The organism is Rhizobium sp. Root1334 (assembly GCF_001426665.1).
Taxonomy (GTDB): domain Bacteria; phylum Pseudomonadota; class Alphaproteobacteria; order Rhizobiales; family Rhizobiaceae; genus Pararhizobium.
This window is the reverse complement of record NZ_LMEY01000029.1, coordinates 69,694-94,219: the sequence shown is the minus strand read 5'-3', so window position 1 is coordinate 94,219 and position 24,526 is coordinate 69,694. Positions and strand designations below refer to the sequence as shown.

Genomic DNA, 24,526 nt, shown 5'->3' with positions numbered 1-24,526 from the left:
GAAAAAGCCCCTCATCCGGCCTGTCGGCCACCTTCTCCCCGTCTGCGGGGAGAAGGGATATGCCGCACCTTCTTTCCACCTCGCGACGATATAGCTGGGAGCGAATGATCCGCTCCGTCGTCCCCTCTCCCCGCGAGCGGGGAGAGGGCTAGGGTGAGGGGCAGTCCGGCGTAGGCGGGCAAGCTACCTTTGGATTACCTCTCTGCACCTGATTCCCTTTTCCTTTCCACTGCGTTAATCCTCTCTCGTCGCGAAGTCGGCGCAAGACATGAGGGGACAGGCATGGAGTTCTACATTCCAACCGAAACGGGAGAATTCCTGGCGTTCTGCGCCGCCGTAATGACCTCGCTGCTCGGGCTTGTCTTCCTGTTTGCACCGGGCATTGCCTTCCGGGCTCTGGGGATAGATCTGCGTGAAGGCCGACGCGGCGGGTATGCGGAGGCGCGCTCCACGATGGGCGGCTTTCATCTCGGGCTTGGCATTGCCGCGCTGCTTTTGGCCCAGCCGATGGTCTATCTGGCGCTCGGTGCTGCCTTTGCGCTTGCGGCGTTCGGACGCATCCTGTCGATGCTGTCGGACAGCGGCAATACGGTTGTGAACTGGTTGTATCTGATCGTCCAGATCGTGCTCTCGGCGTTGCCCCTGGCCTATGTCTTTGGTTTTATCTAAACCCGGCCAGCAAGGGCCTACAGCGCGGACCTCGTCAGCTCATACCCCCTTTTTGTCAAAATTTGGCCAAACCGGCCAGAACTATGCGCATTCGTGCGGTTCGCGTGTTGCGAGTCCAGATATCCTATGCTAGACGAACCGCGACTTGTGGGGGAAACAGGCCGCCCGGCTTGTATGTCCTTTAAAATATAGCAACAAATTCAAGGTGTTGGGTTTACGGTTCTCCGCAGACATCGCTCTTGAATTAAAATAAGAGAAGCTTGTGCCCGTGGCAGACACATCCCAGCTTATTTCCGGTGTTGCAGAAAGGTACGCGTCTTCGCTTTTCGATCTCGCACTGGAGGCGGGTTCGGTGGAGAGCGTGGGGGCGGATCTGGACAAGTTCCAGTCGCTGATCAACGAGAGCGCTGATCTGAAGCGTCTTATCGTCAGCCCGATCTTTTCTGCCGACGACCAGTTCAAGGCCATTTCCGCGATCATCGCGAAGGCCGGTATTTCGGGTCTGGTCGGTAACTTCCTGAAGGTGGTTGCACGCAATCGCCGCCTGTTCGCGGTGCCTGGCATCGTCAAGTCCTATCGCGAAACTGCTGCCCGTCATCGTGGCGAAGTTTCTGCTGACGTGACTTCGGCGCATGCCCTGACGGCAGCGCAGCAGACTGAATTGAAGGCGGCGCTCAAGGGCGTCACCGGCAAAGACGTGACGCTCAACGTCACGGTTGAACCCTCTATTCTCGGTGGTCTGATCGTCAAGGTCGGGTCCCGCCAGATTGACACTTCCCTTCGCACAAAGCTTTCTAGCCTTAAGCTTGCACTGAAAGAGGTCGGCTGATGGATATCCGCGCCGCGGAAATTTCCGCAATTCTCAAAGATCAAATCAAAAACTTCGGCCAGGAGGCAGTTGTCTCCGAAGTCGGTCAAGTGCTTTCCGTCGGTGACGGTATTGCCCGCGTCTACGGTCTGGACAATGTTCAGGCAGGTGAGATGGTCGAATTCCCGGGTGGAATTCGCGGCATGGCGCTGAACCTTGAAGCCGACAACGTTGGTGTCGTTATTTTCGGCGCCGACCGCGAAATCAAGGAAGGCGACACCGTCAAGCGGACCGGCGCCATCGTTGACGTTCCGGTTGGTCCGGAACTGCTCGGCCGCGTTGTTGACGCACTCGGCAATCCGATCGACGGCAAGGGCCCGATCAATGCCAAGCAGCGCTCGCGCGTTGACGTCAAGGCGCCGGGCATCATCCCGCGCAAGTCGGTTCATGAGCCGATGTCGACCGGCCTCAAGGCCATCGACGCTCTGATCCCGGTTGGCCGCGGCCAGCGCGAGCTGGTCATCGGTGACCGTCAGACCGGCAAGACCGCCATCATTCTCGACACGATCCTGAACCAGAAGTCGATCCACGACAACGGCCCGGACAGCGAAAAGCTGTACTGCGTTTACGTCGCTATCGGCCAGAAGCGTTCGACGGTTGCTCAGTTCGTTAAGGTGCTCGAAGAGCGCGGCGCACTGAAGTACTCGATCATCATCGCCGCAACGGCGTCCGATCCGGCTCCGATGCAGTATCTCGCACCGTTCGCTGGCGCTGCCATGGGCGAATACTTCCGCGACAACAGCATGCACGCTCTGATCGGTTACGACGACTTGTCGAAGCAGGCTGTGGCCTATCGTCAGATGTCTCTGCTTCTGCGTCGTCCTCCGGGCCGCGAAGCTTATCCGGGCGACGTTTTCTACCTGCATTCCCGTCTGCTCGAGCGCGCTGCAAAGCTTTCCGACGAGATGGGTGCTGGTTCGCTGACGGCTCTGCCGGTCATCGAAACCCAGGGTAACGACGTTTCGGCGTTCATCCCAACCAACGTGATCTCGATCACCGACGGCCAGATCTTCCTTGAAACGGACCTGTTCTACCAGGGTATCCGCCCGGCTGTTAACGTCGGTCTGTCGGTTTCCCGCGTTGGTTCGGCCGCCCAGATCAAGGCGATGAAGCAGGTTGCTGGTTCGATCAAGGGTGAACTCGCCCAGTATCGCGAAATGGCAGCGTTTGCCCAGTTCGGTTCCGACCTCGATGCTGCAACGCAGCGTCTGTTGAACCGTGGTGCACGCCTGACCGAACTCCTGAAGCAGCCGCAGTTCTCGCCGCTGAAGACGGAAGAGCAGGTCGCGGTCATCTTCGCTGGCGTGAACGGTTACCTCGACAAGATCGCCGTCAACAAGGTTGGCGCGTTCGAGCAGGGTCTGCTGTCGTACATGCGTTCCGAAGGCAAGGACATTCTTGAGGCTATCCGCAAGGACAAGGCAATCAGCGACGACGTCAAGGGCAAGCTCAAGGCTGCCATCGACACGTTTGCGAAATCCTTCGCCTGATCGGGTACCAGTTAGGACGGACAACCGATGCCTTCACTTAAGGATCTGAAAAACAGGATCGCCTCCGTCAAGGCGACGCAGAAGATCACCAAGGCGATGAAAATGGTCGCCGCGGCGAAGCTTCGGCGTGCGCAGGAGGCGGCCGAGGCCGCACGGCCTTACTCGCAACGGATGAGCGCTGTTCTTTCGAACATCGCCGCCGCTGTCGGTTCGGATGATAGTGCACCTCGCCTGATGACCGGCAACGGTCAGAACCAGACGCATCTGCTCGTGGTCTGCACGGCGGAACGCGGCCTCTGCGGTGGTTTCAACTCGCAGATTGCCCGCTTTGCCCGTGACCACGTGCGCAAGCTGCTTGCCGAAGGCAAGACGGTGAAGATCGTCTGCGTCGGCAAGAAGGGCTTCGATATCCTGCGCCGCGAATTCGCATCGCTGATCATCGACCGTGTCGACCTGCGTGAAGTCAAGAAGATCGGCTTTGAAAATGCCGACCAGATTGGCAAGAAGATCATCAGCCTGTTCGAAAAGAACGAGTTCGATGTCTGCACGCTGTTCTATTCGGAATTCAAGTCGGTGATATCGCAGGTTCCGACAGCTCTTCAGCTGATCCCGGCTGCCGTTCCGGCAGGCGCGGAGCAGACGGATGCAGCGGCTGCGATCTACGAATACGAGCCAGATGCGGGCGAGATCCTCAACGATCTTATTCCGCGCAACATTTCGGTGCAGGTTTTCCGGGCTCTGCTCGAAAATGTTGCCGGTGAAATGGGTGCCAAAATGAGCGCGATGGACAACGCCACGCGCAATGCCGGTGAAATGATCAACAAGCTGACATTGTCCTACAACCGTCAGCGCCAGGCTCAGATCACCAAGGAACTCATTGAAATCATTTCGGGCGCGGAAGCGCTCTAAGGTTACGGAAAGAGGGTAAGGATTATGGCTAAGGCAGCTACCCCCAGTACAACAGCAGCGGCTAAGAAGCCGGCAGCAGTGAAGGCAGCAGCGGAAAAGCCGGCAGCAGCAGCGAAGGCCGCTGTGGCGAAGAAGGCACCGGCAGCCAAGGTTGCCGTCACGGCAGCTGGCGCAGTCGGCCGCGTTACGCAGGTCATCGGCGCCGTCGTCGACGTGACCTTCGATGAAGGTCAGCTGCCGCAGATCCTGAACGCGCTGGAAACCGACAACAACGGCAACCGCCTTGTTCTCGAAGTCGCACAGCATCTCGGTGAAAATGCCGTCCGCACGATCGCCATGGACTCGACCGAAGGTCTGGTTCGCGGTCAGCCGGTTACGGATACGGGCGCTCCGATCACCGTTCCGGTTGGTCTGGAAACGCTCGGCCGCATCATGAACGTCATCGGCGAGCCGGTTGACGAAGCTGGTCCGCTGATCACTTCGGGCAAGCGCTCGATCCACCAGGAAGCACCGTCCTACGTCGAACAGTCGACGGAAGCACAGATCCTCGTCACCGGCATCAAGGTTGTCGACCTGCTCGCTCCTTACGCCAAGGGCGGCAAGATCGGCCTGTTCGGCGGCGCCGGCGTTGGCAAGACGGTTCTGATCATGGAACTGATCAACAACGTCGCCAAGGCGCACGGTGGTTACTCGGTCTTCGCCGGCGTGGGTGAACGTACCCGCGAAGGCAACGACCTTTACCACGAAATGATCGAATCCGGCGTGAACAAGCACGGCGGTGGCGAAGGCTCCAAGGCGGCCCTCGTTTACGGCCAGATGAACGAACCGCCGGGCGCCCGCGCTCGCGTCGCTCTGACCGGTCTGACGATCGCTGAACAGTTCCGTGACGAAGGTCAGGACGTTCTGTTCTTCGTGGACAACATCTTCCGCTTCACCCAGGCAGGTTCCGAAGTGTCGGCTCTTCTCGGCCGTATTCCTTCGGCCGTTGGTTATCAGCCGACGCTCGCCACCGACATGGGCCAGATGCAGGAACGCATCACCACGACGACCAAGGGCTCGATCACCTCGGTTCAGGCCATCTACGTTCCGGCCGACGACTTGACCGACCCGGCGCCGGCAACCTCGTTCGCCCACTTGGACGCAACGACCGTTCTGTCGCGTTCGATCGCTGAAAAGGGTATCTACCCGGCCGTTGACCCGCTCGACTCGACCTCGCGCATGCTCGACCCGATGATCGTCGGCGAAGAGCACTACGAAGTGTCCCGTAAGGTGCAGACGACCCTGCAGCGCTACAAGTCGCTCCAGGACATCATCGCCATCCTGGGCATGGACGAACTGTCGGAAGAAGACAAGCTGGCCGTTGCCCGCGCCCGTAAGATCGAGCGCTTCCTGTCGCAGCCATTCTTCGTCGCCGAAGTCTTCACCGGTTCGCCGGGCAAGCTGGTTGCGCTCGAAGACACGATCAAGGGCTTCAAGGGCCTCGTCAACGGCGAGTACGACCATCTCCCGGAAGCCGCTTTCTACATGGTTGGTTCCATGGAAGAAGCGATCGAAAAGGCCAAGCGCCTGGCTGCCGAAGCCGCTTAATGACTTTTGATCGGGGCGCTAATGGCGCCCCGATCGTCACTCGCTGCGGCTGGCAGTTGTCCGGCCGCGCCGAACGGGATTTTCTGCCGGGGTTTCTCGCCGGTAGCGCCAAAAGAAGCGAATGATCATGGCTGATTTCAATTTCGAACTCGTCTCCCCGGAACGCCTGCTGCTTTCCGAGCGCGTCAGCGAAGTCGTTCTTCCGGCAACGGAAGGCGAAATGACCGTGATGGCCAATCATGCGCCCGTCATGACGACGATCAAGCCGGGCATTGTCACCGTCAAGGCTGTTGACGGCAAGGTTACGCGCTATGTCGTGTTTGGCGGTTTCGCCGATATCCTGCCGACCGGTTGCACGCTACTTGCCGAATCCGCTGTTCCGGTCAGCGAAGTCGATGCCCAGCTGATCCAGAGGCGCATGGACGCTGCCAAGTCCGAGCTGGAAGACGGCTCGCACAGCGACGAACACAAGACGCGCCTGGAAAGCTTTCTTGCAGAGCTGACGCAGTTGAATGAGATCGTTGTTGCAGCCTGAAAGGGTCAGTGACGTGACTTTCGAACCCCGCTCCGGCGGGGTTTTTTATTGTCCGGATTTTGCTCGCCGCGCGGTGGTTTAAGACCCCTTGCTGCCGGCGCACGCCGTGTCACCGGTTTGATCGTGCAAAGATCCAGCTGGCCGGATTGAGCGCCAGATAACCTCCTGTTTCGGGTAACAGCGTATCATTCGGCGGCCTGAGCGGTTTTGTGGGGGAGCTTTCCGGCAGGCCAGGTTTTCGCGTGCTCTTCTTCTTGCCGTCGGAGAGAAGGGACTGCCGCCTCTCTGAAGGTCTTGGGTAAGTCCGCGCACAAAAAAGCCCGGGATCGTAAAATCCCGGGCATCGCGGTTTTGAAGTCATTTTATCCCCGCAGATCAGCCAGCCATTTTGTCGGCGTAGGCGCGCTGTTCGTAGTGATGGCCAAAACGGCTCTTGAGGAACGCGTCGAGGCCGATTTCTTCCTGGCGGATGAAGCCCTTGGCGGGCAGCTCGCCCTTGGCCAGCATGTCGAGAACGGCGCAGATGCTGGTTGCCGTGGTGATCTGGATGGCACTCATCATGCGGCCGGCGACAACGGCGCTGTAGACCTTGTTGGCGTAGGTTTCCTGCACCAGGCGGCCTTCCTTGCGGCCCGAAACCGTAACGAAGATGATGACGACGTCCTGCATGGTCGAGGGCAGCGAGTTTTCGAAGATATCCTTCAGGACTTCACGGCGATGGCGCAGGCCGAGGTCGTTGAGCAGCGCCTTCATGATCGCGGCATGGCCGGGATAACGGATGGTGCGATAGTTGAGCGTGCGGACCTTGCCCTTCAGCGTTTCGCAGAGCGTGCCAAGGCCGCCCGACGTGTTGAAGGCTTCGTAGGTGACGCCGTCGAGCGAGAATTCTTCGCGTTCTTCGAGCGCCGGTACCGTGATCAACTGGCCTTCGACGATGGCTTCGCAGGGTTCGATATATTCGTTGATGACGCCGTCGGTGCTCCAGGTCAGGTTATAGTTCAGGGCGTTGGACGGATACTGCGGCAGGGCGCCGACGCGCATGCGGACGCTGTCAAGCGTGTCGAAGCGGCTGGCGAGATCGTTGGCAACGATGGAGATGAAGCCCGGTGCGAGGCCGCACTGCGGAATGAAGGCGGTGTTGGCCTTTTCGGCAATTTCCTTGACCTGGCGGGTGGATTCGACGTCTTCGGTCAGGTCGAGATAGTGGACACCGGCCTTGGAGGCGGCTTCGGCAATCGCGATCGTCAGATGGAACGGGGCAGCGCTGAGGACGGCAAACTTGCCGGTCAGCAACTTGACCATGGCAGCGCTGTCGGAGATGTCGATTTCCGTGACCGAAATGGCGTCGTGCTTTTCGATCAGGGCAAGCTGCTCGGCGCTGCGGTCGGCCAATGTCACCTGATAATCGCCGGAATGGGCGAGAAGGCGGGCAATGGTCGAGCCGATCTTGCCGGCGCCGATGACAACGATGTTTTTCATAGTAAGTTCCCCGAATGAGTCTGTCTGTAGCGTCATTGTCCGCTTTTCGATGGTTGATATGAAGCGCTGATCTGATAAAAATGCCGACCAATAATCGGCATAATGCCGATCTGGATGATCAATATGACGTTAGTAGACAAGGACCGGCAGCTTCTCGCCATTCTCAGCGAGAATGCCCGCATGCCGACGGCGCTTCTGGCGCGAAAACTCGGTCTTTCACGCACCACGGTACAGGCAAAGCTCGAGCGGCTGGAGCGGGACGGTATCATTGCCGGTTATGGCGTGCGCCTGTCGGATGATTTCGAAAAGGGGCTGGTCAAGGCGCATGTGTTGATCACGCTCGCGGCCAAGGCGCTGGGGCGGGTGACGCAGGACCTGCACGATATCGAGGACGTGCGGACGCTGCATTCGGTGAGCGGCAGCTTCGACCTGATCGCCATCGTCGCGGCGTCATCGATCAGCGAACTCGATCTGGTGATCGACCGGATCGGCGAGATCGACGGGGTGGAAAAGACGCTGTCGTCAATCATTCTGTCGACGCGGATCAACCGGTAGTCATTCGGCCAGTGAGGCGCTTGGCAACCGCCCCTCACCCTAACCCTCTCCCCGCTTGCGGGGAGAGGGAATGATAGAGGTTGCCGCTTGTTCCCTTCTCCCCGTTTACGGGGGAAGGTCCCCGACAGGGCGGATGAGGGGCGACCCCAGCGCGTCCTTACCCAAACAATGCCATGCTGGCCCGAAGCGTTACCCAGATGCCCCAGAGCATCGGAATGCCGACGATGGCCCAGGCGATCAGGGCTGTCCCATCGAAACTGCCAGTGCCGATGCCGAAGGAACCGGTCGGACCCGCGTTTGCGGCAGCCGACTTGGCCTGCAGGGCAGCCACTTCCTCATCCTTCATGAACCACGTGTCCGCCAGCGGCCGGACCAGCGCATTGGCGATCAGGCCCAGCGCTAGCATGCAAGCGAGGATGTACATCGTGCCGGTATAAAGCTCGGGTCCTGGGGCGACGCCGGCTGAAATCTGCGCTTCGCGGATATAGTTGACCACGACGGGACCGACGATGCCGGCCGTTGCCCAGGCTGTCAGCAGGCGCCCGTGGATGGCGCCGACGAACTGCGTGCCGAAGATGTCGGCGAGATAGGCCGGGATGGTGGCAAAGCCGCCGCCATACATCGACAGGATGATGCCGAAAGCGAGCACGAACAGCGCCTTGTTGCCGAGACCGGCCAGCGTCGGCGCCAGCGCATAGAGCGCGATGCCGAGGATGAAGAAGCAGAAGTAGGTGTTCTTGCGGCCGATCTTGTCCGACAGCGATGCCCAGAAGAAGCGGCCGCCGATGTTGAACAGGGAGAGAAGCCCGGTAAAGCCCGCCGCGATGGCGGCGATTGATGCCTTCTGCGTCGTATCAAGGTCGGCAAAGGCGACATCCGGCAGGCCGATCAGCGAACCGGCGAAGATTTCCTGCAGCATCGGCGATGCCATGCCGATGACACCGATACCGGCCGAGACATTCAGGCAGAGGACTGCCCAGATCAACCAGAACTGCTTTGTCTTGTGGGCGTCGCGCAGATGCACGTGCTTGGTGGTGATCATCGTGCTTTTGGAGGCTGGCGGTGTCCAGCCTTCCGGACGCCAGCCGGCAGGCGGGATGCGGTACCCGAAGGCGCCACCCATCATGAAGACGAAATAGATGATGGCCATGACGACGAAGGTCTGCCAGACGCCGGCCGAAACATCGGTGCGGAAAGTGGTCATCAGCAGGTTTGCAAGCGGAGCGCCGATCATGGCGCCGCCGCCAAAGCCCATGATCGCCATGCCGGTCGCCATGCCCCGCCGATCGGGGAACCATTTGATCAGGGTGGAAACCGGCGAGATGTAACCGAGGCCAAGACCGATGCCGCCGATCACTCCGGCGCCGAGCCACATCAGCCAGAGCTGATGGGTATAGACGCCAAGTGCTGCGACAAGAATGCCGCCGCACCAGCAGCAGGCGGAGACGAAGCCTGCCTTGCGCGGACCGACGCGTTCCAGCCAGCCGCCCCAAATGGCGGCTGAACAGCCAAGCAGCACGAAGAACAGCGTATAAATCCAGCCGAGATCGGCGACGCGCCAGTTGCAGGTGGTGGTAAACAGCGCAGACGCGAGGTTCATGCTGGCGCAGGTGTCAGGCGTGGTGCCGAGCGCCTTGGACAGCGGCAGCCAGAAGACGCTGAAGCCATAGGCCATGCCGATACAGAGATGGATGGCAAGTGCCGCAGGCGGTACGAGCCAGCGGTTGAAGCCGGGCCTGGCGATGATGCGTTCGCGGTCGAGAAGACCCACCGAGCCTCCGCCCACATAGGTGTCCGTTGTTGCCGTCATGAATTTTGTCCTCCGTGCGCCCAAGCGGGCGGTTCCCAATGAAGCCATTTCGGGGTCGGCAGAGGTTTGTTTTGCACCACCCGCTCCTCAACGCGTGGTGCCGTCTTTGCCGTCCTTGCCAACATGGGAGCAATCGGCATGCCAAATTGGCTCATTCAGGATTTCAATGGTTTATGGGAGGCACGCCGCCGGTAGCGGACAAAATGTCCGAAACTTGGCGGACATTTTGTCCGCTCTAGCTGGCTTCTGGCAGCCAGACGGAAAAGGTGGTTCCTTTTCCGGGGGCGCTTTGAACCGAAATACGGCCGCCCTGGCGGGAGATCAACCGCTGGCTGATGGACAGGCCAAGACCGGTTCCTTCCTGGCGTTTGGTGGTGAAGAACGGATCGAAGATCTTGCCGATCAACTCCGGCGTCATGCCGACGCCCGTATCGGTAATGTCAATCACGACGCCGGGCCGGGCCTCGATATCCTGGTCCAGTGTTCGGATCGTCAGGGATCCGCCCTTCGGCATGGCGTGGATGGCATTGACGATCAGGTTGATGGCCACCTGTTGCAGCTCCGTCCGGTTCATCAGAACCAGCCGGGTTGCCTTGTCGTCGCGGACAAGCTTGATGGCGGCCTTGTGCAGAAGATGCTGCACCAGCGGCAGGCAATCGGAGATCACGTTCGATGGCGCGTGGCGCTCGACGTAACCGGCATATTCCTCCGGCTTGGCAAATTGCAGGAGTTTGGTGACGATCTGGCTGATGCGGTGGATCTGCTCATCGATCAGCCGGAACTCGACCTTCGCTTCTTCGGCCCTTGCGCCCAGCACGCTGCGCACCACGTCGAGATTGCCCTGGATGACGGCGATCGGATTGTTGATCTCATGGGCAACGCCGGCGGTGATCTCGCCAATGGCGGCGAGTTTTTCCGACATGATCAGCTGCTTGGTTGTCGCCTCGATCTGGCGGTTGGCAAGCTCCAGTTCGCTGGTCCGTTCGGCCACACGATCGTTCAGTTCCTCGTTCCATTGCCGCAGCTCCCGGTCGCGCTGCTGCAGCTGGTCGAGCAGGCCGTCGAGATGCAGCGCCACGCGGCCGATCTCGTCGCTGGCTGCCTTCAGTTCGGTGCGCGCGCCCATATTGCCGCCCTCGACGCGAGTAATCGTGTCGCTCATGCGCTCCAGCGGTTTGAAGATTGCCCGTGCCCAGCGCAGGAAGATCGGTACGCTGATGGCAGTGACGACGAGAAAGGCAAGCACGATGGTCAGTAGAGTGGCGTATTTCGCCTGCCGGAACGGCGTTTCGAGAAAGCCGACATAGAGCATGCCGACGCGCTTGCCGAAACTGTCGACGATCGGTTCGTAAGCCGAGATGTACCAGTCGTTGACGACAAAGGCGCTGTCGAGCCACGTCCGGCCCTCGTCCAGAACGGCGGCCCGCACGGCAGCCGAGACGCGGGTTCCGAGCGCGCGGCGATCCTCGAACAGGCGGACATTGGTGCTGACGCGCACATCCTCGACAAACAGCGTCGCAGTGCCCTTGCTGCCTTCCGGCAGGCTTGCCTCACGGTAGACGAGGTCGTTGATCGTATCGATGAAGACAAGATTCTGGTTGAGCAGGATACCGCCGACAAGCGCTGCTTTCTCGCCATTTGCCAGCGTTACGGGACTGGCGGAATGAACGACCATTCCACGGGTCTCGATTTTCCTGTCGGTTGGCACCGCGTTTGGCGTCTCTACCAGCTCGATCTGGGCGCGTGCAGCCAGGGCGGGGGACAGGGCTGCCAGTTGTTCAATGGAAAAAATGTCGATGGCGGTCGAGGATGTGCCGCGAAGCGCAGTGGCCACCACCGGCCATGCGCCAGACGGTAGTCCGGCTGTGTTTACGGGTTGGCCTTGCCGATCCACCAGCATCAGAAAATCGAGCCCCAGTTTCGCGCGGCTTCTCTCAAGGAATGCTGGCAAGAGCGGCATCTCGCTGGAGCCGACAGTGTCGCGAAACGCGGCGGAGACGGCCAGTGCCTGAATATGCTCGCCGGTGTTTTCGAGAATGCGGGACAGATATTGGTGAGCGATGGTCAGGTCGCCATTGACCTTGGTGATCAGAAGCGCGTCGAACTTGGCGTTCCAGCGGGCAATGGCGATGCCGAGCAGGAGCGGCAGGATGACCAGCGTCGGCAGCAGCGCGATGGCCAGCAGCCGGAACCGGATGGAGCGGGCAGGGCGTTCCTGCGGGCGGGAGGACTCAGCCATTCCAGACGGCACATTTGCGGTCGATGGTCTTGCGCGAAATGCCAAGGCGGCGGGCTGCTTCATCACGATTGCCGCCGGTTTCCTCCAGCACTGCCAGAATATGCCGGCGTTCGATGTCATCCAGCGTCTCGCCGGCGGATTGCTGGCTGTGGCCGCCTCGAAAATCGCCAGGGAATTTTCCGAGGATCAGCGAGCGCTCGATCAGATTGCGCAACTCGCGCACATTGCCCGGCCAGGGGTAGCGGGTGAGAGCCGCCCGCACCGGCGCGTCGATCGTCACCTGCGGCATGCCAAGTTGCTGTGACAGTTTCAGCATGAACAGATCGGCCAGTTCCTGCACGTCATTGCCGCGCTCGCGCAGCGGCGGCAGGTAGAGTTGCATCACATTGATCCGGTAGAACAGGTCGGCGCGGAAGCGGCCCTTTTCGACCTCCTTCTGCAGATCGGCATTGGTGGCGAAGATGAAGCGGAGATCGACCGGTACCTCGCGCTCCGAACCGACCGGCCGAACGCGGCGATCCTCAATGACGCGCAACAGTTTGCTCTGCGTGGCGAGCGGCATTTCGCCGATTTCGTCCAGGAACAATGTGCCGCCCTGCGCATAGGTGAACAGGCCCTCGCGATTGTTTTCAGCCCCTGTGAAAGCGCCCTTGATATGGCCGAACAGTTCGGTCTCGATCATATCGGCCGGGATGGCAGCGCAATTGACCGGCACGAAGGGTTTTTCGGCCCGATCGGACAGGGTGTGCAACGAGCGGGCGGCAACTTCCTTGCCGGTTCCGGATTCGCCGGTCAACAATACTGAAGTCGGTAGCGGCGCGACCCGCGCGATGGTGTCGCGGACATCGCCGATCACCCGTGACGTACCGATCAGCCGGTCGCGCAAAAGGATGTGATCGGACGTTGCCTTCAACTCGTAGCGCAGCACGAAATTTTCGCGCTGCAGCCGCATCCGGTCGAGGCAGCGGGCGACGGAATTGAGGATCTGGTTGGAGCGGAACGGTTTCAAGACAAAATCGACGGCGCCGGCGCGCAGAGCCTGGATCGCGGTTTCAAGATCGGCAAAGGCGGTGATCAGGATCGCTTCGGCGAAAAAGCCGATGGCGCGCTGTTCGGCCAGCCAGTCGACGCCGTTCTTGCCGGGCATGATATTGTCGAGGATGACGACGTCGAAATGGTGCGCGTCGAGCTTGCGCGAGGCTTCGTCGGTATCGGCCGCCTCTTCGATCCGCTTGCAGCGGGGGCCGAGCGTGCGGACGAGAAAATTGCGCATTCCTGGTTCGTCATCGACAATCAGGATGGAGGCCTGCGCCAGCCACGGGCCGAACTCCGGATCGCGCTCCGGCACGGACGTCTTTCGCGCTGCCTCTCCCTGCAAAAGTCTCTCCCTCTTTTGACGGGGCGACCTTAGCAAGGCTGGCGGGCAGGTACAAAGCTCTTTCGAAACTCTTTTGCCCAACAGCCGCTTGGTCGCCGCTGATCGGCCTTGTTTATTCGTTGGTTCAACTCTGCTAGAGGCCGGATCTGATGAAGGCGAAGGGCGTTTCGATGAATGCACTAAAAATTCCGGATCACGATGCCTGGAGCGCTTGGCATCCGCTGGAACTGGCAGCCCGGCTGTCCGGCGTGACGAAACCCTGGTGCGTTGTCGGCGGTTGGGCGCTTGACCTGTGGCATGGTGAGCAGATCCGCGACCACGACGATCTCGAATTCACTGTGTTGCGCGAGCATACCGGGATATTTCGCGACGCTTTGAAAGGGCTCGAATTTTACACCGCAGGCAGCGGCGTCGTGACGCCACTGCCGCATGGCGTGGAGCCGCCGGCCGATATCGCGCAGATCTGGTGCATGGACGCCGCCGCGCGCCGCTGGCGCGTGGACATGATGATCGAGCCCGGAACGGAGCAGACATGGGTCTGCAAACGCGACCCGCAAATCCACGGCCCCCGTCATGATTTCGTGCGCAAGACTGTCGAGGGCATTCCCTATCTGGCTCCGGCCGCGATCCTTCTTTTCAAGGCAAAGTACCAACGGACAAAGGACGAAGCCGATTTCGAGACTGCCTTGCCGAAGCTGACCACGCCGGAACGGAAATGGTTGAAGGCCAGCCTCGGGCTAGTGCATCCGGGGCATGACTGGATTGGCGTGCTTTAAGAGGCGCCAATCTACCGCACCTTCAACCCCAGTTCCGCGAGCAGTTGCCCGGCCTGATCCCGCGAGATCGTTGCGCCTTTGAATTGTTTGGCGTTCAGCAGGCGGATGCCGCCCAGATCTGCGCCGCGCAGGTCGGCGCCTTCGAAGCGGCATTCGGCGAGGTTTGCATCGCGCAGGCTGCAATCCTGAAAGATCGCATCGCGGAAATCGCATTTCTTCAGGTCGGCCATCTGGAAGTCGAGGCCGTTCAGGCGGGCCTTGCGAAAGGAGAGGCCGGGAAGGCGGGCATCGGCGAGGCGGGTTTCGTCGAAGGTCAGGTTGAGGGTTTTGGTTTCGGAGAGGTTGGCTCCCGTCAGCTTGCACCGGGAAAATTGCGCTCCTGTCAGCGTCGCACCCCGGAAATTGCTGTTGTTGAAGTCACAGGCTTCAATCTTGCTTTCGGAAAGGTCGCAGCCGGTGAAATCGGCCTGGCCGCCCTTGCAGCTAGACCAGAGCGTCGCACTCAGTTTCGCCCCTATGAAATTGGCTTGCTTGACGGTACATGCTTCGAACACCCAGCCTTCCAGCATCAGGCGCGACAGGTCGACTTCCTCAAACACGCAGGCGACAAGCTTGTGCGGTTGTCCACTTTTCGAAAGGAGTTCGACCTCCGCGCGATCAAGCGCACGGTTTTCGAGGACATTTTCCGTTGGAATTGGGGTGCCCGGGGAGGCGGATGGCGCCATGTCGCTGTTCCTTGTTCGTCATTGAGGAACCACGGCACAAGACCACGTACCTCGCCGACCAATGCTGATCAAACCGGTACCGTGGAAACCCAGAGGGGGCATAAGCTGCTGATTGCAGGGACCGGATTACCAACCGGCCCATCTTTTTCGATATTGCTGCATAGCGTGAACATCGATCGCGTTCAATGTGGAAGTCAGTATTGGACCTGGATCAATCGCTGAAGCCGGCCTCCAGCATGGTCTGATCGACGTGTTCGGATGCCTCGGACGGCTTTGCCGGACTTCCCGGCCGCTTGATGATGGCGGCAGCCGATATCACGAGCGGGTCGAAGCCGGCGTCGCCCTGTTCGATCAGTTCGAAGAATGCCTTGCGCATGCGTGGCTCCCAGAACTTGTTGATATGGGTGGCGATGCCCGCAACGCGCTCGGCTTCGGGCTGCGACTTGAAGAAGGTGGCGATCTGGTTGGCCATGCGGACCAGTTTGCCATTGGTGTTATCAAGCGACATCGGCGATGGCTCCGGATTGAATGCGGTCAGGGTGGGTGAAAATCTCGAAATCGGCGCCACGCACCAGCGCGATCAGCGTCATGCCTGCCTCGTCCGCCGTGCGGATGGCGAGCGCCGTCGGTGCCGATATGGCGATGATGAAGGGGCTGCCGATGATGGCGGTCTTTTGCACCATTTCGACGGAAACGCGGCTGGTGACGACGACGGCGCCGGTCGATCCGGCATGCCCGGCACGCGCCGCAGCGCCCACCAGCTTGTCCAGCGCATTGTGGCGGCCGACATCTTCACGCACGGCGATCAGCCCCTTGCTTGGCACATAAAACCCGGCGCCATGCACGGCGCGCGTTTCGAAATGCAGCGGCTGCTGGCCGTTCAGCAGGGACACTGCTTCGACGATCTGCTGTTCGGAGAGGCGCAGCGGCGAGGTCGATACTATTGGTGTCTTGCGGACAGCCTGTTCGATCGATTCGATACCGCAGAGACCGCAACCGACCGGGCCGGCCATATGGCGCCGCCGGGAGACCAGCGCGTCGTTCTGCTCGTCCTTCAGGATGATCTGCAGGTCGATGCCTTTTTCGTCCGCAACAGCTTCGATGGATTCAATTTCGGAGGGATCGGCAATGATCCCCTCGGTCAGGCTGAAGCCGACGGCGAAATCCTCGAAATCGCCGGGTGTCGCCATCATCACCGCATGGGTGGAGCCGCCATAGGACAGCGCGATCGGCGTTTCTTCGGGCACGACGCGGGAGCCTCGCGTGAGCTTGCCACTGCGATGGGCGGTTTCGGCCACTGTCTGGGTGAGTTTGAAGGGGGTCATGGGGCCGCCGCCCCCTCATCCGCCCTTCGGGCACCTTCTCCCCGTTGGGGAGAAGAGGGAGTTTGCCGCGCACAGCTCATCCGATCTCCCCCCTTTCGGGGAAGATGTCCCAACGGGACAGAGCGGCAGGGTTGCAACAAACTCAACATTCCAACCTTACTCCGCGGCCTCCAGCTTGCCGGCGATGCGGCGGGACTGGCGGGCTTGTTCGTCGTAATCCACCTGCCATTGCGAGGGACCGTTCGATGGCGAGATCTGGACCGCCGTCACCTTATACTCAGGACAGTTTGTTGCCCAGTCGGAGAAGTCGGTGGTGATGACGTTGGCCTGCGTCGTCGGGTGGTGGAAGGTGGTGTAGACGACACCGGGAGCGACGCGATCGGTGATCAGCGCTCTCAGCGTCGTGTCGCCGGCGCGGCTTTGCAGCTTTACCCAGTCGCCATCGCGCACGCCGCGCAGTTCGGCGTCATGCGGGTGGATTTCCAGCCGGTCTTCCTCGTGCCAGACGATGTTGTCGGTGCGCCGGGTCTGGGCGCCGACATTGTACTGGCTGAGAATACGGCCGGTGGTGAGAAGCAGCGGGAACCGCGGGCCGGTCTTTTCGTCGGTGGCGACATATTCGGTGCGGATGAACTTGCCCTTGCCGCGCACGAAGCCGTTGACATGCATGATCGGCGAGCCGAGCGGAGCCTTTTCGTTGCAGGGCCACTGAACCGAGCCCATCTTTTCCAGATACTCGTAGGAGACCATCGCAAAGCTCGGCGTCGTCGCGGCGATCTCGTCCATGATCTCGGATGGGTGCGTATAGGTCCAGTTCAGCCCCATCGCTTTTGCCAGATTCTGCGTGACTTCCCAATCGGCAAAGCCGTTGCGCGGGGTCATCACCTTGCGGACACGGTTGATGCGGCGTTCGGCGTTGGTGAAGGTGCCATCCTTCTCGAGGAAGGTCGAGCCCGGCAGGAAGACATGGGCGTAGTTGGCGGTTTCGTTGAGGAACAGATCCTGCACCACGACGCATTCCATCGCGGCGAGGCCGGCCGAAACGTGCTTGGTGTCGGGGTCGGACTGCAGAATGTCCTCGCCCTGGATGTAGATGCCCTTGAAAGACCCGTCGACGGCGGCGTCCAGCATGTTGGGAATGCGCAGGCCCGGCTCGTTGGAGATTTTCACGCCCCAGAGCTTTTCGAAGATGTCGCGGGTCGCGTCGTCGGAGACGTGACGGTAGCCCGGCAGTTCGTGCGGGAAAGAACCCATGTCGCAGGAGCCCTGGACATTGTTCTGGCCGCGCAGCGGGTTCACGCCCACACCGGGGCGGCCGATATTGCCGGTGGCCATCGCAAGGTTGGCGATGCCGATGACGGTCGTCGAGCCCTGGCTATGCTCGGTGACGCCAAGGCCGTAATAGATCGCGCCATTGCCGCCGGTGGCAAACAGGCGGGCGGCACCACGAACCTCTTCGGCCGGAACGCCGGTCAGTTGTTCGATCGCTTCCGGGCTGTGACGTTCTTCGGCGACGAAGCCGGCCCAATCCTCGAATTCCGACCAGTCGCAGCGTTCACGGATGAATTTTTCGTCGAACAGGCCTTCGGTGACGATGACATGGGCGAGCGCCGTGACGATGGCGACATTGGTGCCGGGACGCAGCGGCAGATGGTGCGACGCCTTGATATGCGGCGAGGAGACCATGTCGGTACGGCGCGGATCGATGACGATCAGTTTCGCTCCCTGGCGCAGACGCTTCTTCAGGCGCGAGGCAAAGACGGGGTGGCCATCGGTGGGGTTGGCGCCGATGATGATGACGACATCGGTATGCTCGACCGAATCGAAATTCTGCGTGCCGGCCGACGTGCCGAAGGTGGCGCCGAGACCGTAGCCGGTCGGCGAATGGCAGACGCGGGCGCAGGTATCGACATTGTTGTTGCCGAAGCCGGAGCGGATCAGTTTCTGGACGAGATAGGTTTCCTCGTTGGTGCAACGCGACGAGGTAATGCCGCCGATCGATTCGCGGCCATATTGATACTGGATGCGGCGGAATTCCGATGCCGTATGGGCAAGGGCCTCCTCCCAGCTGACTTCGCGCCAGGGGTCGCTGACCTTTTCGCGGATCATCGGGTTGAGGATGCGTTCCTTGTGAGTCGAATAGCCATAAGCGAAGCGCCCCTTGACGCAGGAATGGCCACGATTGGCCTGGCCGTCCTTCCACGGCACCATGCGCACCAGCTCTTCGCCGCGCATCTCGGCCTTGAACGAACAGCCGACACCGCAATAGGCGCAGGTGGTGACAACGGAATGTTCCGGCTGGCCGATGGCGATAACGGATTTTTCGGTGAGCGTCGCCGTTGGGCAGGCCTGGACGCAGGCGCCGCAGGAGACGCATTCGGAGGAGAGGAAGTCTTCATGCATGCCGGGCGAGACACGGCTGTCGAAGCCGCGGCCTTCGATGGTCAGCGCGAACGTGCCCTGAACCTCTTCGCAGGCGCGCACGCAGCGCGAACAGACGATGCATTTTGCCGGATCATAGGTGAAGTACGGGTTCGACTCGTCCTTCGGCATCCATTTGAGGTTGATATCGCCGTTGTTGCGCGCCTTGACGTGATTGTCACCCTCATAGCCATAACGCACATCGCGCAGGCCGACCGCGCCGGCCATATCCTGCAGTTCGCAGTCGCCATTGGCGGCGCAGGTCAGACAGTCGAGCGGGTGGTCGGAGATATACAGCTCCATCACGCCCTTGCGGATATCCTTCAGGCGGCTCGTCTGGGTATGGACGGTGATGCCAGGCGCGACGGGTGTGGTGCAGGAGGCGGGCGTGCCGTTACGCCCTTCGATCTCGACAAGACAGAGGCGGCAGGAGCCGAACGCATCGACCATATCGGTGGCGCAGAGCTTCGGCACCTGGATGCCTGCCTCCATCGAGGCCCGCATGATCGAGGTGCCTTCCGGCACGGTGATCTCGTTGCCGTCGATGGTGAGCGTCACCATCTTTTCGGAGCGGGAAGCGGGGGTGCCGAAGTCGATTTCAGGAACGAGGGGCATGGAGGGCCTCCTGGGTGGATGTCTTAGCGAGATTTCTGTCGTAGGCACTGGCGCTGCGGCTCCTCTTCTCCCCGTCGGGGAGAAGGTGGCACGTCGCGCCGGATGAGGGGGGCCACGCAACGAATTCGAGGACAGACCCCCTCATCGCCTCACTGCGCTCGGCACTTCTCCCCGCGGGGGAGAAGAGGGAGCGTGCGGTGGGCTGCTCGAAGACAGGCAACGTCTTGCTCATTCCGCCGCCTCCACCAAGGGAGCCGGGCGGAAATCGTCCGGGAAGTGGGTCATGGCGCTGGTGACCGGATAGGGGGTGAAACCGCCGAGTGCGCAGAGCGAACCGAATTTCATCGTGTTGCAGAGGTCGGCGAGCAGGGCGAGATTCTTCTCGGGCTCGATGCCCTGCGCGATCTTGTCCGCCGTTTCGACGCCGCGGGTCGAGCCGATCCGGCAAGGAGTGCACTTGCCACAGGATTCGATGGCGCAGAACTCCATCGCAAAGCGGGCCTGTTTCAGCATGTCGGCGGTGTCATCGAAGACGGTGATGCCTGCATGGCCGATCAGGCCGTCCTTGGCGGCGAAGGCTTCGTAGTCGAACGGCGTATCGAACAGGGCGCGGGGGAAATAGGCGCCGAGCGGGCCGCCGACCTGCACGGCCTTGACCGGGCGTCCTGATGCCGTGCCGCCGCCGATCTCGTCAACGATCTGGCCGAGTGTCAGGCCGAAGGCTGCCTCATAGAGCCCGCCATGCTTGACGTTGCCGGCGATCTGGATCGGGATCGTGCCGCGCGAGCGGCCCATGCCGAAGTCTTTATAAAAGACTGCGCCCTTGTCCATGATGATCGGCACGGACGCGAGCGAGATGACGTTGTTGATCACGGTCGGACAGTTGAACAGGCCCTTGTGGGCGGGCAAAGGCGGCTTGGCGCGAACGATACCGCGCTTGCCTTCCAGGCTGTTGAGCAGCGCCGTTTCTTCGCCGCAGACATAGGCACCCGCACCGGTGCGGATTTCGATGTCAAAGGCTCGGCCCGATCCCATCACCGAAGCACCGAGAACACCGGCGCGCCGGGCGATTTCGACGGCTTCCGTCATCGTCGCGATCGCGTGCGGATATTCCGAGCGGATATAGACGAAGCCCTTGGTAGCAAGGGTCGCGAGACCGGCGATCGCCATGCCTTCGATCAGCACGAAGGGGTCGCCCTCCATGATCATCCGGTCGGCAAAGGTACCACTGTCGCCCTCGTCGGCGTTGCAGACGATGTATTTGCGGTCGCCAGCGGTGTCGAGCACGGTCTTCCACTTGATGCCGGTCGGGAACCCCGCACCGCCGCGGCCGCGTAGGCCAGATTCCGTCACCTGTGCCACCACGTCGGCAGGGGCCATCGCCACGGCCTTGGCAAGGCCCTTCAGGCCGTCATGGGCCTTGTAGTCTTCCAGCGACAGCGGATCGACGATACCGCAACGGGCAAAGGTCAGCCGTGTCTGGTTTTTCAGGAAGGGCAGTTCCTCGGTTTTCCCGAGACAGAGCGGATGATCCCCGCCGTTGGCAAGGCCCGCGTCCAAAAGAGAAGAAATGTCGGATGCCTTGACCGGGCCGTAAGCAACGCGGCCTTCCGCTGTTTCGACCTCGACCATCGGCTCCAGCCAATGCAGGCCGCGCGAGCCGTTGCGAACGATCGTGACGTCGATGCCGCGGGTTTCGATTTCACGCGACAATGTCACGGCGACCCGGTCGGCGCCAAGCGCCAGAGCAGCAGCATCCTGGGGAACGAAAATCCGCACGCTCATGCCCGCACCTCCGCAACGAGGTCTCGCACCGCATCCGCATCAAGCCGTCCGTGCACCTCGCCATCGAGCATCGCGGCGGGTGCGGAGGAACAGAGCCCCAGACAATAGACAGGTTCGAGCGTCACCGCGCCATCGGGCGTCGTTTGGTGGAAATCGATCCCGAGCAGGGATTTCACCCGTTCGGCCAGCGCGTCGCCGCCCATCGATTGACAGGCCTCTGCACGACAGAGCTTCAGCACATGCCGGCCTGCCGGGTGATCACGGTAGTCATGATAGAAGGTGACGACGCCATGAACTTCGGCACGCGACAGGTTGAGTTCGCGGGCAATGACCGGCAGCGCTTCCTGCGGCACATAGCCGAACTCGGCCTGGATTTCGTGCAGGATCGGCAGAAGCGGCCCTTCGAGCGACTTCAACGCGCTGACTATATCCAGTGTCCGTTCACCGATATCACGGCTTGATACATGCAGGTTCAACGTTCAGACCTCCCGAACTGAAATGAACAATTGGCCGCGCTCTGCAATACCTCCAACCGAACGAAGTCCCTCCAGACCATCATCGATTCAGATTTCCGGCTCGAAAGGGCCGATAACACGCGGTTTTGCAGCTCACGTACTGAAATACAGCGTGTCAGCAGGCTGGGGGAGGGTCAATAGGCGTGTTCCGTTAAGCGATAGATGATTTCTATCAAAGCGCCTGCGCATCCGCCAGGATACGCGCTTCGTGCAGCAGGGCAGAGACAAGTGGGGTAAACGGCTCCCGGTGCGTCGCGACCAGGCCAACCGTGTGGCGGGCATCCGGCTCGATGATCGGGATCAGCTTGATATCCTCGTGAAAACCAAATGATTTTGCGACGTTATAGGGCATGATGCTGGCCCAGTGGCCGGTGCGGACATGGGAGAACAGCACGATCATCGAGTTGGATTCCAGTGTCGGCGCGACGGTGGCGCCAGCCTCGGCGAAATGCTGGTTGATGATGCGACGGTTCTGCATATCTGCGGTCAATAGACAAAGCCGAATACTGCCGACTTCCTTCCAGGTCACAGTTTCGCGATCCGAAAGCGGGCTACCGGCGGCGGTCACCAGATGATAGCGCTCCACCTGCAGCGGCACGCTGGTGACGCGTCCGAGCGGTTCGTTCTCGAGGTAGGTGAGACCGGCATCAATCTCGAGGTTTTCCAAGAGGCCGAGGATTTTCAGCGAGGTTGTCGAGAGGATGGAGAAGGTGACGTCCGGGTGTTTCTCCTGAAACGGTGCGGTAATGCGCGGCACCATGGCAAGCGTGGTGGGCACGGCAGCCAGCCGGATATGACCGACAAGACCGCGGCGGGCGGCGCGCATTTCCTCGTGCATGGTACGGGAATCGCCGACGATCCGGCGCGCCCATTCCAGTACGCGCTGCCCTTCCGGCGTCAGGCTCTGATAACGGGATCCGCGGTTGACCAGCATGACGCCGAGCTGGTCTTCCAGCTGCTTGATCGCGGCCGAAAGCGTCGGCTGGGTGATGCCGCAGAGATCGGCGGCGCGGCCGAAATGCCGCTCCTGCGCCAGCGCGATGAAGAATTCCAGCTTGTCGATCAACCGCCACCCTCCCGCCGTCTGCGCTCAGCAGATCAATTGACCGCCGTTCACTTCCAGCACCTGACCGGTGATGTAACCCGAGAGCGCGTTTGATGCGAGAAACAAATAGGCCGGCGCGCAATCCTCGGCGGTGCCGAGCCGCTGCAGCGGGATGGTCTTGCGGGTGGCTTCGAGCTTTTCCGCGGATGAATAGCGTTCGTGGAAATCGGTGGTGATCGTTCCCGGCGAAACGCAATTGACGCGAATGCCCTCCGGCGCCAGTTCGCGGGCGAGTGCCTTGGAATAGGTCGAGACGAAGGCCTTGGTGGCGGAATAGATCGCCGATCCGGCGCTGCCGCCGGTGAGTGCCGAGATCGAGACGGTGTTGATAATGGCCGGATGCGTGCCACGCCGAATGAGCGGTAGCAGCGCCCGCGTGGTGTGGACCACGGAGGTCTGGTTAAGCTGCACCACCGTCTCATATTGTTCGTCGGTCAGGTCGCCAGCCGGAAATCGTCCGACCATCGTTCCGGCATTGTTGACAAGCACATCGATCGTTTTGAAACGGGACGCAATACCGGTGGCGAGAAGCTCAATGCCGCCAGCGGTCGAGAAGTCGGCATAGGAGAGAAAGGCCCGGCCCTCAGTCAGCGCCGCATCGAGAAAATCCGGCAGCGGTTCGCGCGCCACGCGGCCGCCGTGCAGGTAGACGTTTGCGCCGCAATCGAGAAACTGGCGTGCGACCTCCAGTCCGATGCCACGGCCGGCACCGGTGACGACGACATTCAAACCTTTGAACAGCGATGGATGAAACATGGTGAAACCCTCCCGCGACCGACAGGCTGTCGCATGATGACCTGAATTGCAACGCGGAGCGGCTTCCTTCTTTGCGAAGGGCTCATTTTCGAGCACTCGCCGCGTTTATGAAATTGCGCTGCTTTCGTTTTTGCCTATTATGAAAGAAAACGAAAACGACGGGGAGGAATTACCATGTATCTGACGGGGCGCCAGTCGGAAATTCTGGAGCTGGCCAAGACCGAAGGCCGGGTTCTCGTCGATGAACTCGCTGCCCGTTTTTCGGTGACGCCGCAGACCATCCGCAAGGACCTGAACGATCTCTGCGACGGCCGGGTGCTGACGCGCATCCATGGCGGAGCAATCTTTCCGCGCGGCAACGAGAATGTGAAATACGAAGCCAGGCGCTCGATCGCGGCTCTCGAGAAGCAGGCAATCGGCCAGGCGGCAGCAGCCATGATCCCGAACAATTCGTCGCTGTTCATCAATATCGGCACGACGACAGAGGCCGTTGGCGAAGCGCTGCTCGACCATACGGAGTTGATGGTCATTACCAACAACATCAACGTTGCCAATCGCTTGCGGGTTTATCCCTCGATCGAAGTGGTGATTGCCGGTGGCGTGGTGCGCGGTGCCGATGGCGGTATCGTCGGCGAAGCGGCCGTCGATTTCATCCGGCAGTTCAAGGTCGATTACGCGGTTATCGGCGCATCCGCGATCGATCATGACGGCGCGCTTCTGGATTTCGATTATCGCGAAGTCAAAGTGGCGCAGGCGATTATCGCCAATGCCAGGCATGTCATTCTTGTCTCCGATTCGACCAAATTCGAGCGCACAGCTCCGGTCCGGATCGGCCATATTACCCAGGTTCACACCTTCATTACCGATATTTGCCCCATCGAAAATGTCCGTAACATCTGCCAGGAGCAGGATGTGCGATTGATCGAGACCGCGCGCTAAAAACGCTGGTTTTAGCGTCTGCTTGTTTTCCATAAACATTCGTTT

Annotated in this window: 21 protein-coding genes; 9 read left to right on the top strand and 12 right to left on the bottom strand. The window is 60.8% G+C overall.

Annotated features, from left to right (window positions below; translation table 11 throughout):
• Positions 1-282: 282 nt before the first annotated feature.
• The 6 genes from ASD36_RS25315 (at position 283) to ASD36_RS25290 (ending at position 6,058) form a co-directional block, all read left to right on the top strand.
• A complete protein-coding gene (locus tag ASD36_RS25315) occupies positions 283-669 on the top strand; it encodes a hypothetical protein (RefSeq protein WP_060502765.1) in 387 nt (128 codons plus the stop codon).
• Between the two features lie 262 nt (positions 670-931).
• Positions 932-1,498, top strand: coding sequence for a F0F1 ATP synthase subunit delta (locus ASD36_RS25310; RefSeq protein ID WP_060502766.1), 567 nt, complete (start codon positions 932-934; stop codon positions 1,496-1,498).
• Positions 1,498-3,027, top strand: a complete 1,530-nt coding sequence (gene atpA, locus ASD36_RS25305; protein WP_060502767.1) for a F0F1 ATP synthase subunit alpha — start codon at positions 1,498-1,500, stop codon at positions 3,025-3,027. Before ASD36_RS25310 ends, atpA begins: the two co-directional genes overlap by 1 nt.
• Before the next feature lie 27 nt (positions 3,028-3,054).
• A complete protein-coding gene (locus tag ASD36_RS25300) occupies positions 3,055-3,936 on the top strand; it encodes a F0F1 ATP synthase subunit gamma (RefSeq protein ID WP_060502768.1) in 882 nt (293 codons plus the stop codon).
• Positions 3,937-3,960: 24 nt separating this feature from the next.
• Complete coding sequence (gene atpD / locus ASD36_RS25295; RefSeq protein ID WP_082511998.1) at positions 3,961-5,523, top strand: F0F1 ATP synthase subunit beta; 1,563 nt, start codon at positions 3,961-3,963, stop codon at positions 5,521-5,523.
• Positions 5,524-5,650: 127 nt separating this feature from the next.
• Positions 5,651-6,058, top strand: coding sequence for a F0F1 ATP synthase subunit epsilon (locus ASD36_RS25290; protein WP_060502876.1), 408 nt, complete (start codon positions 5,651-5,653; stop codon positions 6,056-6,058).
• Between the two features lie 375 nt (positions 6,059-6,433).
• Here ASD36_RS25290 and ASD36_RS25285 read toward each other — a convergent pair whose 3' ends face one another.
• On the bottom strand, positions 6,434-7,573 hold the full coding sequence (locus tag ASD36_RS25285) for a saccharopine dehydrogenase family protein (protein ID WP_082511999.1): 1,140 nt from the start codon (positions 7,571-7,573) through the stop codon (positions 6,434-6,436).
• Positions 7,574-7,660: 87 nt separating this feature from the next.
• Here ASD36_RS25285 and ASD36_RS25280 point away from each other — a divergent pair, with 87 nt between their 5' ends.
• A complete protein-coding gene (locus ASD36_RS25280; protein WP_037097622.1) occupies positions 7,661-8,092 on the top strand; it encodes an Lrp/AsnC family transcriptional regulator in 432 nt (143 codons plus the stop codon).
• Positions 8,093-8,249: 157 nt separating this feature from the next.
• Here ASD36_RS25280 and ASD36_RS25275 read toward each other — a convergent pair whose 3' ends face one another.
• The 3 genes from ASD36_RS25275 to ASD36_RS25265 form a co-directional block, all read right to left on the bottom strand.
• Positions 8,250-9,902 carry an OFA family MFS transporter gene (locus ASD36_RS25275; RefSeq protein ID WP_060502770.1) on the bottom strand — a complete coding sequence of 551 codons (1,653 nt, stop codon included), beginning with the start codon at positions 9,900-9,902 and terminating at the stop codon, positions 8,250-8,252.
• A 235-nt stretch (positions 9,903-10,137) separates the two neighbouring features.
• The gene (locus ASD36_RS25270) at positions 10,138-12,141 is read right to left on the bottom strand and encodes a cache domain-containing protein (RefSeq protein ID WP_060512023.1); all 2,004 of its coding nucleotides are present in this window, start codon (positions 12,139-12,141) and stop codon (positions 10,138-10,140) included.
• Entirely contained in the window at positions 12,134-13,519 is a 1,386-nt protein-coding gene (locus tag ASD36_RS25265; RefSeq protein ID WP_060502772.1) for a sigma-54 dependent transcriptional regulator, read from the bottom strand. The genes ASD36_RS25270 and ASD36_RS25265 overlap by 8 nt, the downstream gene beginning before the upstream one ends.
• Positions 13,520-13,689: 170 nt before the next feature.
• Here ASD36_RS25265 and ASD36_RS25260 point away from each other — a divergent pair, with 170 nt between their 5' ends.
• Positions 13,690-14,295, top strand: coding sequence for a hypothetical protein (locus ASD36_RS25260; protein WP_060502877.1), 606 nt, complete (start codon positions 13,690-13,692; stop codon positions 14,293-14,295).
• Positions 14,296-14,306: 11 nt separating this feature from the next.
• On the opposite strand, the gene ASD36_RS25255 is transcribed toward ASD36_RS25260, so the two are convergent.
• From ASD36_RS25255 to ASD36_RS25215, 8 genes are all read right to left on the bottom strand, one after another.
• The gene (locus ASD36_RS25255) at positions 14,307-15,020 is read right to left on the bottom strand and encodes a pentapeptide repeat-containing protein (RefSeq protein ID WP_082512000.1); all 714 of its coding nucleotides are present in this window, start codon (positions 15,018-15,020) and stop codon (positions 14,307-14,309) included.
• A 211-nt stretch (positions 15,021-15,231) separates the two neighbouring features.
• Positions 15,232-15,528, bottom strand: a complete 297-nt coding sequence (locus ASD36_RS25250; protein WP_060502773.1) for a formate dehydrogenase subunit delta — start codon at positions 15,526-15,528, stop codon at positions 15,232-15,234.
• Entirely contained in the window at positions 15,518-16,345 is an 828-nt protein-coding gene (gene fdhD, locus ASD36_RS25245; RefSeq protein ID WP_060502774.1) for a formate dehydrogenase accessory sulfurtransferase FdhD, read from the bottom strand. Before fdhD ends, ASD36_RS25250 begins: the two co-directional genes overlap by 11 nt.
• Positions 16,346-16,501: 156 nt before the next feature.
• A complete protein-coding gene (gene fdhF, locus ASD36_RS25240) occupies positions 16,502-19,381 on the bottom strand; it encodes a formate dehydrogenase subunit alpha (protein ID WP_060502775.1) in 2,880 nt (959 codons plus the stop codon).
• A gap of 228 nt (positions 19,382-19,609) precedes the next feature.
• Positions 19,610-21,166: an NADH-quinone oxidoreductase subunit NuoF gene (locus ASD36_RS25230; protein ID WP_060502777.1), complete on the bottom strand. Its 1,557-nt coding sequence runs from the start codon at positions 21,164-21,166 to the stop codon at positions 19,610-19,612.
• Positions 21,163-21,642 carry a formate dehydrogenase subunit gamma gene (locus ASD36_RS25225; RefSeq protein ID WP_060502778.1) on the bottom strand — a complete coding sequence of 160 codons (480 nt, stop codon included), beginning with the start codon at positions 21,640-21,642 and terminating at the stop codon, positions 21,163-21,165. The genes ASD36_RS25230 and ASD36_RS25225 overlap by 4 nt, the downstream gene beginning before the upstream one ends.
• A 211-nt stretch (positions 21,643-21,853) precedes the next feature.
• Entirely contained in the window at positions 21,854-22,747 is an 894-nt protein-coding gene (locus ASD36_RS25220; RefSeq protein WP_060502779.1) for a LysR family transcriptional regulator, read from the bottom strand.
• Between the two features lie 24 nt (positions 22,748-22,771).
• Positions 22,772-23,542, bottom strand: coding sequence for an SDR family oxidoreductase (locus ASD36_RS25215; RefSeq protein ID WP_060502879.1), 771 nt, complete (start codon positions 23,540-23,542; stop codon positions 22,772-22,774).
• Between the two features lie 174 nt (positions 23,543-23,716).
• Here ASD36_RS25215 and ASD36_RS25210 point away from each other — a divergent pair, with 174 nt between their 5' ends.
• Positions 23,717-24,481, top strand: coding sequence for a DeoR/GlpR family DNA-binding transcription regulator (locus ASD36_RS25210; RefSeq protein WP_060502780.1), 765 nt, complete (start codon positions 23,717-23,719; stop codon positions 24,479-24,481).
• Positions 24,482-24,526 lie beyond the last annotated feature (45 nt).

Excerpts from the sequence above, each read along its gene's own strand:
- ASD36_RS25315 (WP_060502765.1), top strand. The coding sequence starts at position 283 with ATGGAGTTCTACATTCCAACCGAAACGGGAGAATTCCTGGCGTTCTGC.
- atpA (WP_060502767.1), top strand. The coding sequence starts at position 1,498 with ATGGATATCCGCGCCGCGGAAATTTCCGCAATTCTCAAAGATCAAATC.
- ASD36_RS25300 (WP_060502768.1), top strand. The coding sequence starts at position 3,055 with ATGCCTTCACTTAAGGATCTGAAAAACAGGATCGCCTCCGTCAAGGCG.
- atpD (WP_082511998.1), top strand. The coding sequence starts at position 3,961 with ATGGCTAAGGCAGCTACCCCCAGTACAACAGCAGCGGCTAAGAAGCCG.
- ASD36_RS25290 (WP_060502876.1), top strand. The coding sequence starts at position 5,651 with ATGGCTGATTTCAATTTCGAACTCGTCTCCCCGGAACGCCTGCTGCTT.
- ASD36_RS25285 (WP_082511999.1), bottom strand. The coding sequence starts at position 7,573 with ATGACGCTACAGACAGACTCATTCGGGGAACTTACTATGAAAAACATC.
- ASD36_RS25280 (WP_037097622.1), top strand. The coding sequence starts at position 7,661 with ATGACGTTAGTAGACAAGGACCGGCAGCTTCTCGCCATTCTCAGCGAG.
- ASD36_RS25275 (WP_060502770.1), bottom strand. The coding sequence starts at position 9,902 with ATGACGGCAACAACGGACACCTATGTGGGCGGAGGCTCGGTGGGTCTT.
- ASD36_RS25270 (WP_060512023.1), bottom strand. The coding sequence starts at position 12,141 with ATGGCTGAGTCCTCCCGCCCGCAGGAACGCCCTGCCCGCTCCATCCGG.
- ASD36_RS25260 (WP_060502877.1), top strand. The coding sequence starts at position 13,690 with ATGAATGCACTAAAAATTCCGGATCACGATGCCTGGAGCGCTTGGCAT.
- ASD36_RS25255 (WP_082512000.1), bottom strand. The coding sequence starts at position 15,020 with ATGGCGCCATCCGCCTCCCCGGGCACCCCAATTCCAACGGAAAATGTC.
- ASD36_RS25250 (WP_060502773.1), bottom strand. The coding sequence starts at position 15,528 with ATGTCGCTTGATAACACCAATGGCAAACTGGTCCGCATGGCCAACCAG.
- fdhD (WP_060502774.1), bottom strand. The coding sequence starts at position 16,345 with ATGACCCCCTTCAAACTCACCCAGACAGTGGCCGAAACCGCCCATCGC.
- fdhF (WP_060502775.1), bottom strand. The coding sequence starts at position 19,381 with ATGCCCCTCGTTCCTGAAATCGACTTCGGCACCCCCGCTTCCCGCTCC.
- ASD36_RS25230 (WP_060502777.1), bottom strand. The coding sequence starts at position 21,166 with ATGAGCGTGCGGATTTTCGTTCCCCAGGATGCTGCTGCTCTGGCGCTT.
- ASD36_RS25215 (WP_060502879.1), bottom strand. The coding sequence starts at position 23,542 with ATGTTTCATCCATCGCTGTTCAAAGGTTTGAATGTCGTCGTCACCGGT.
- ASD36_RS25210 (WP_060502780.1), top strand. The coding sequence starts at position 23,717 with ATGTATCTGACGGGGCGCCAGTCGGAAATTCTGGAGCTGGCCAAGACC.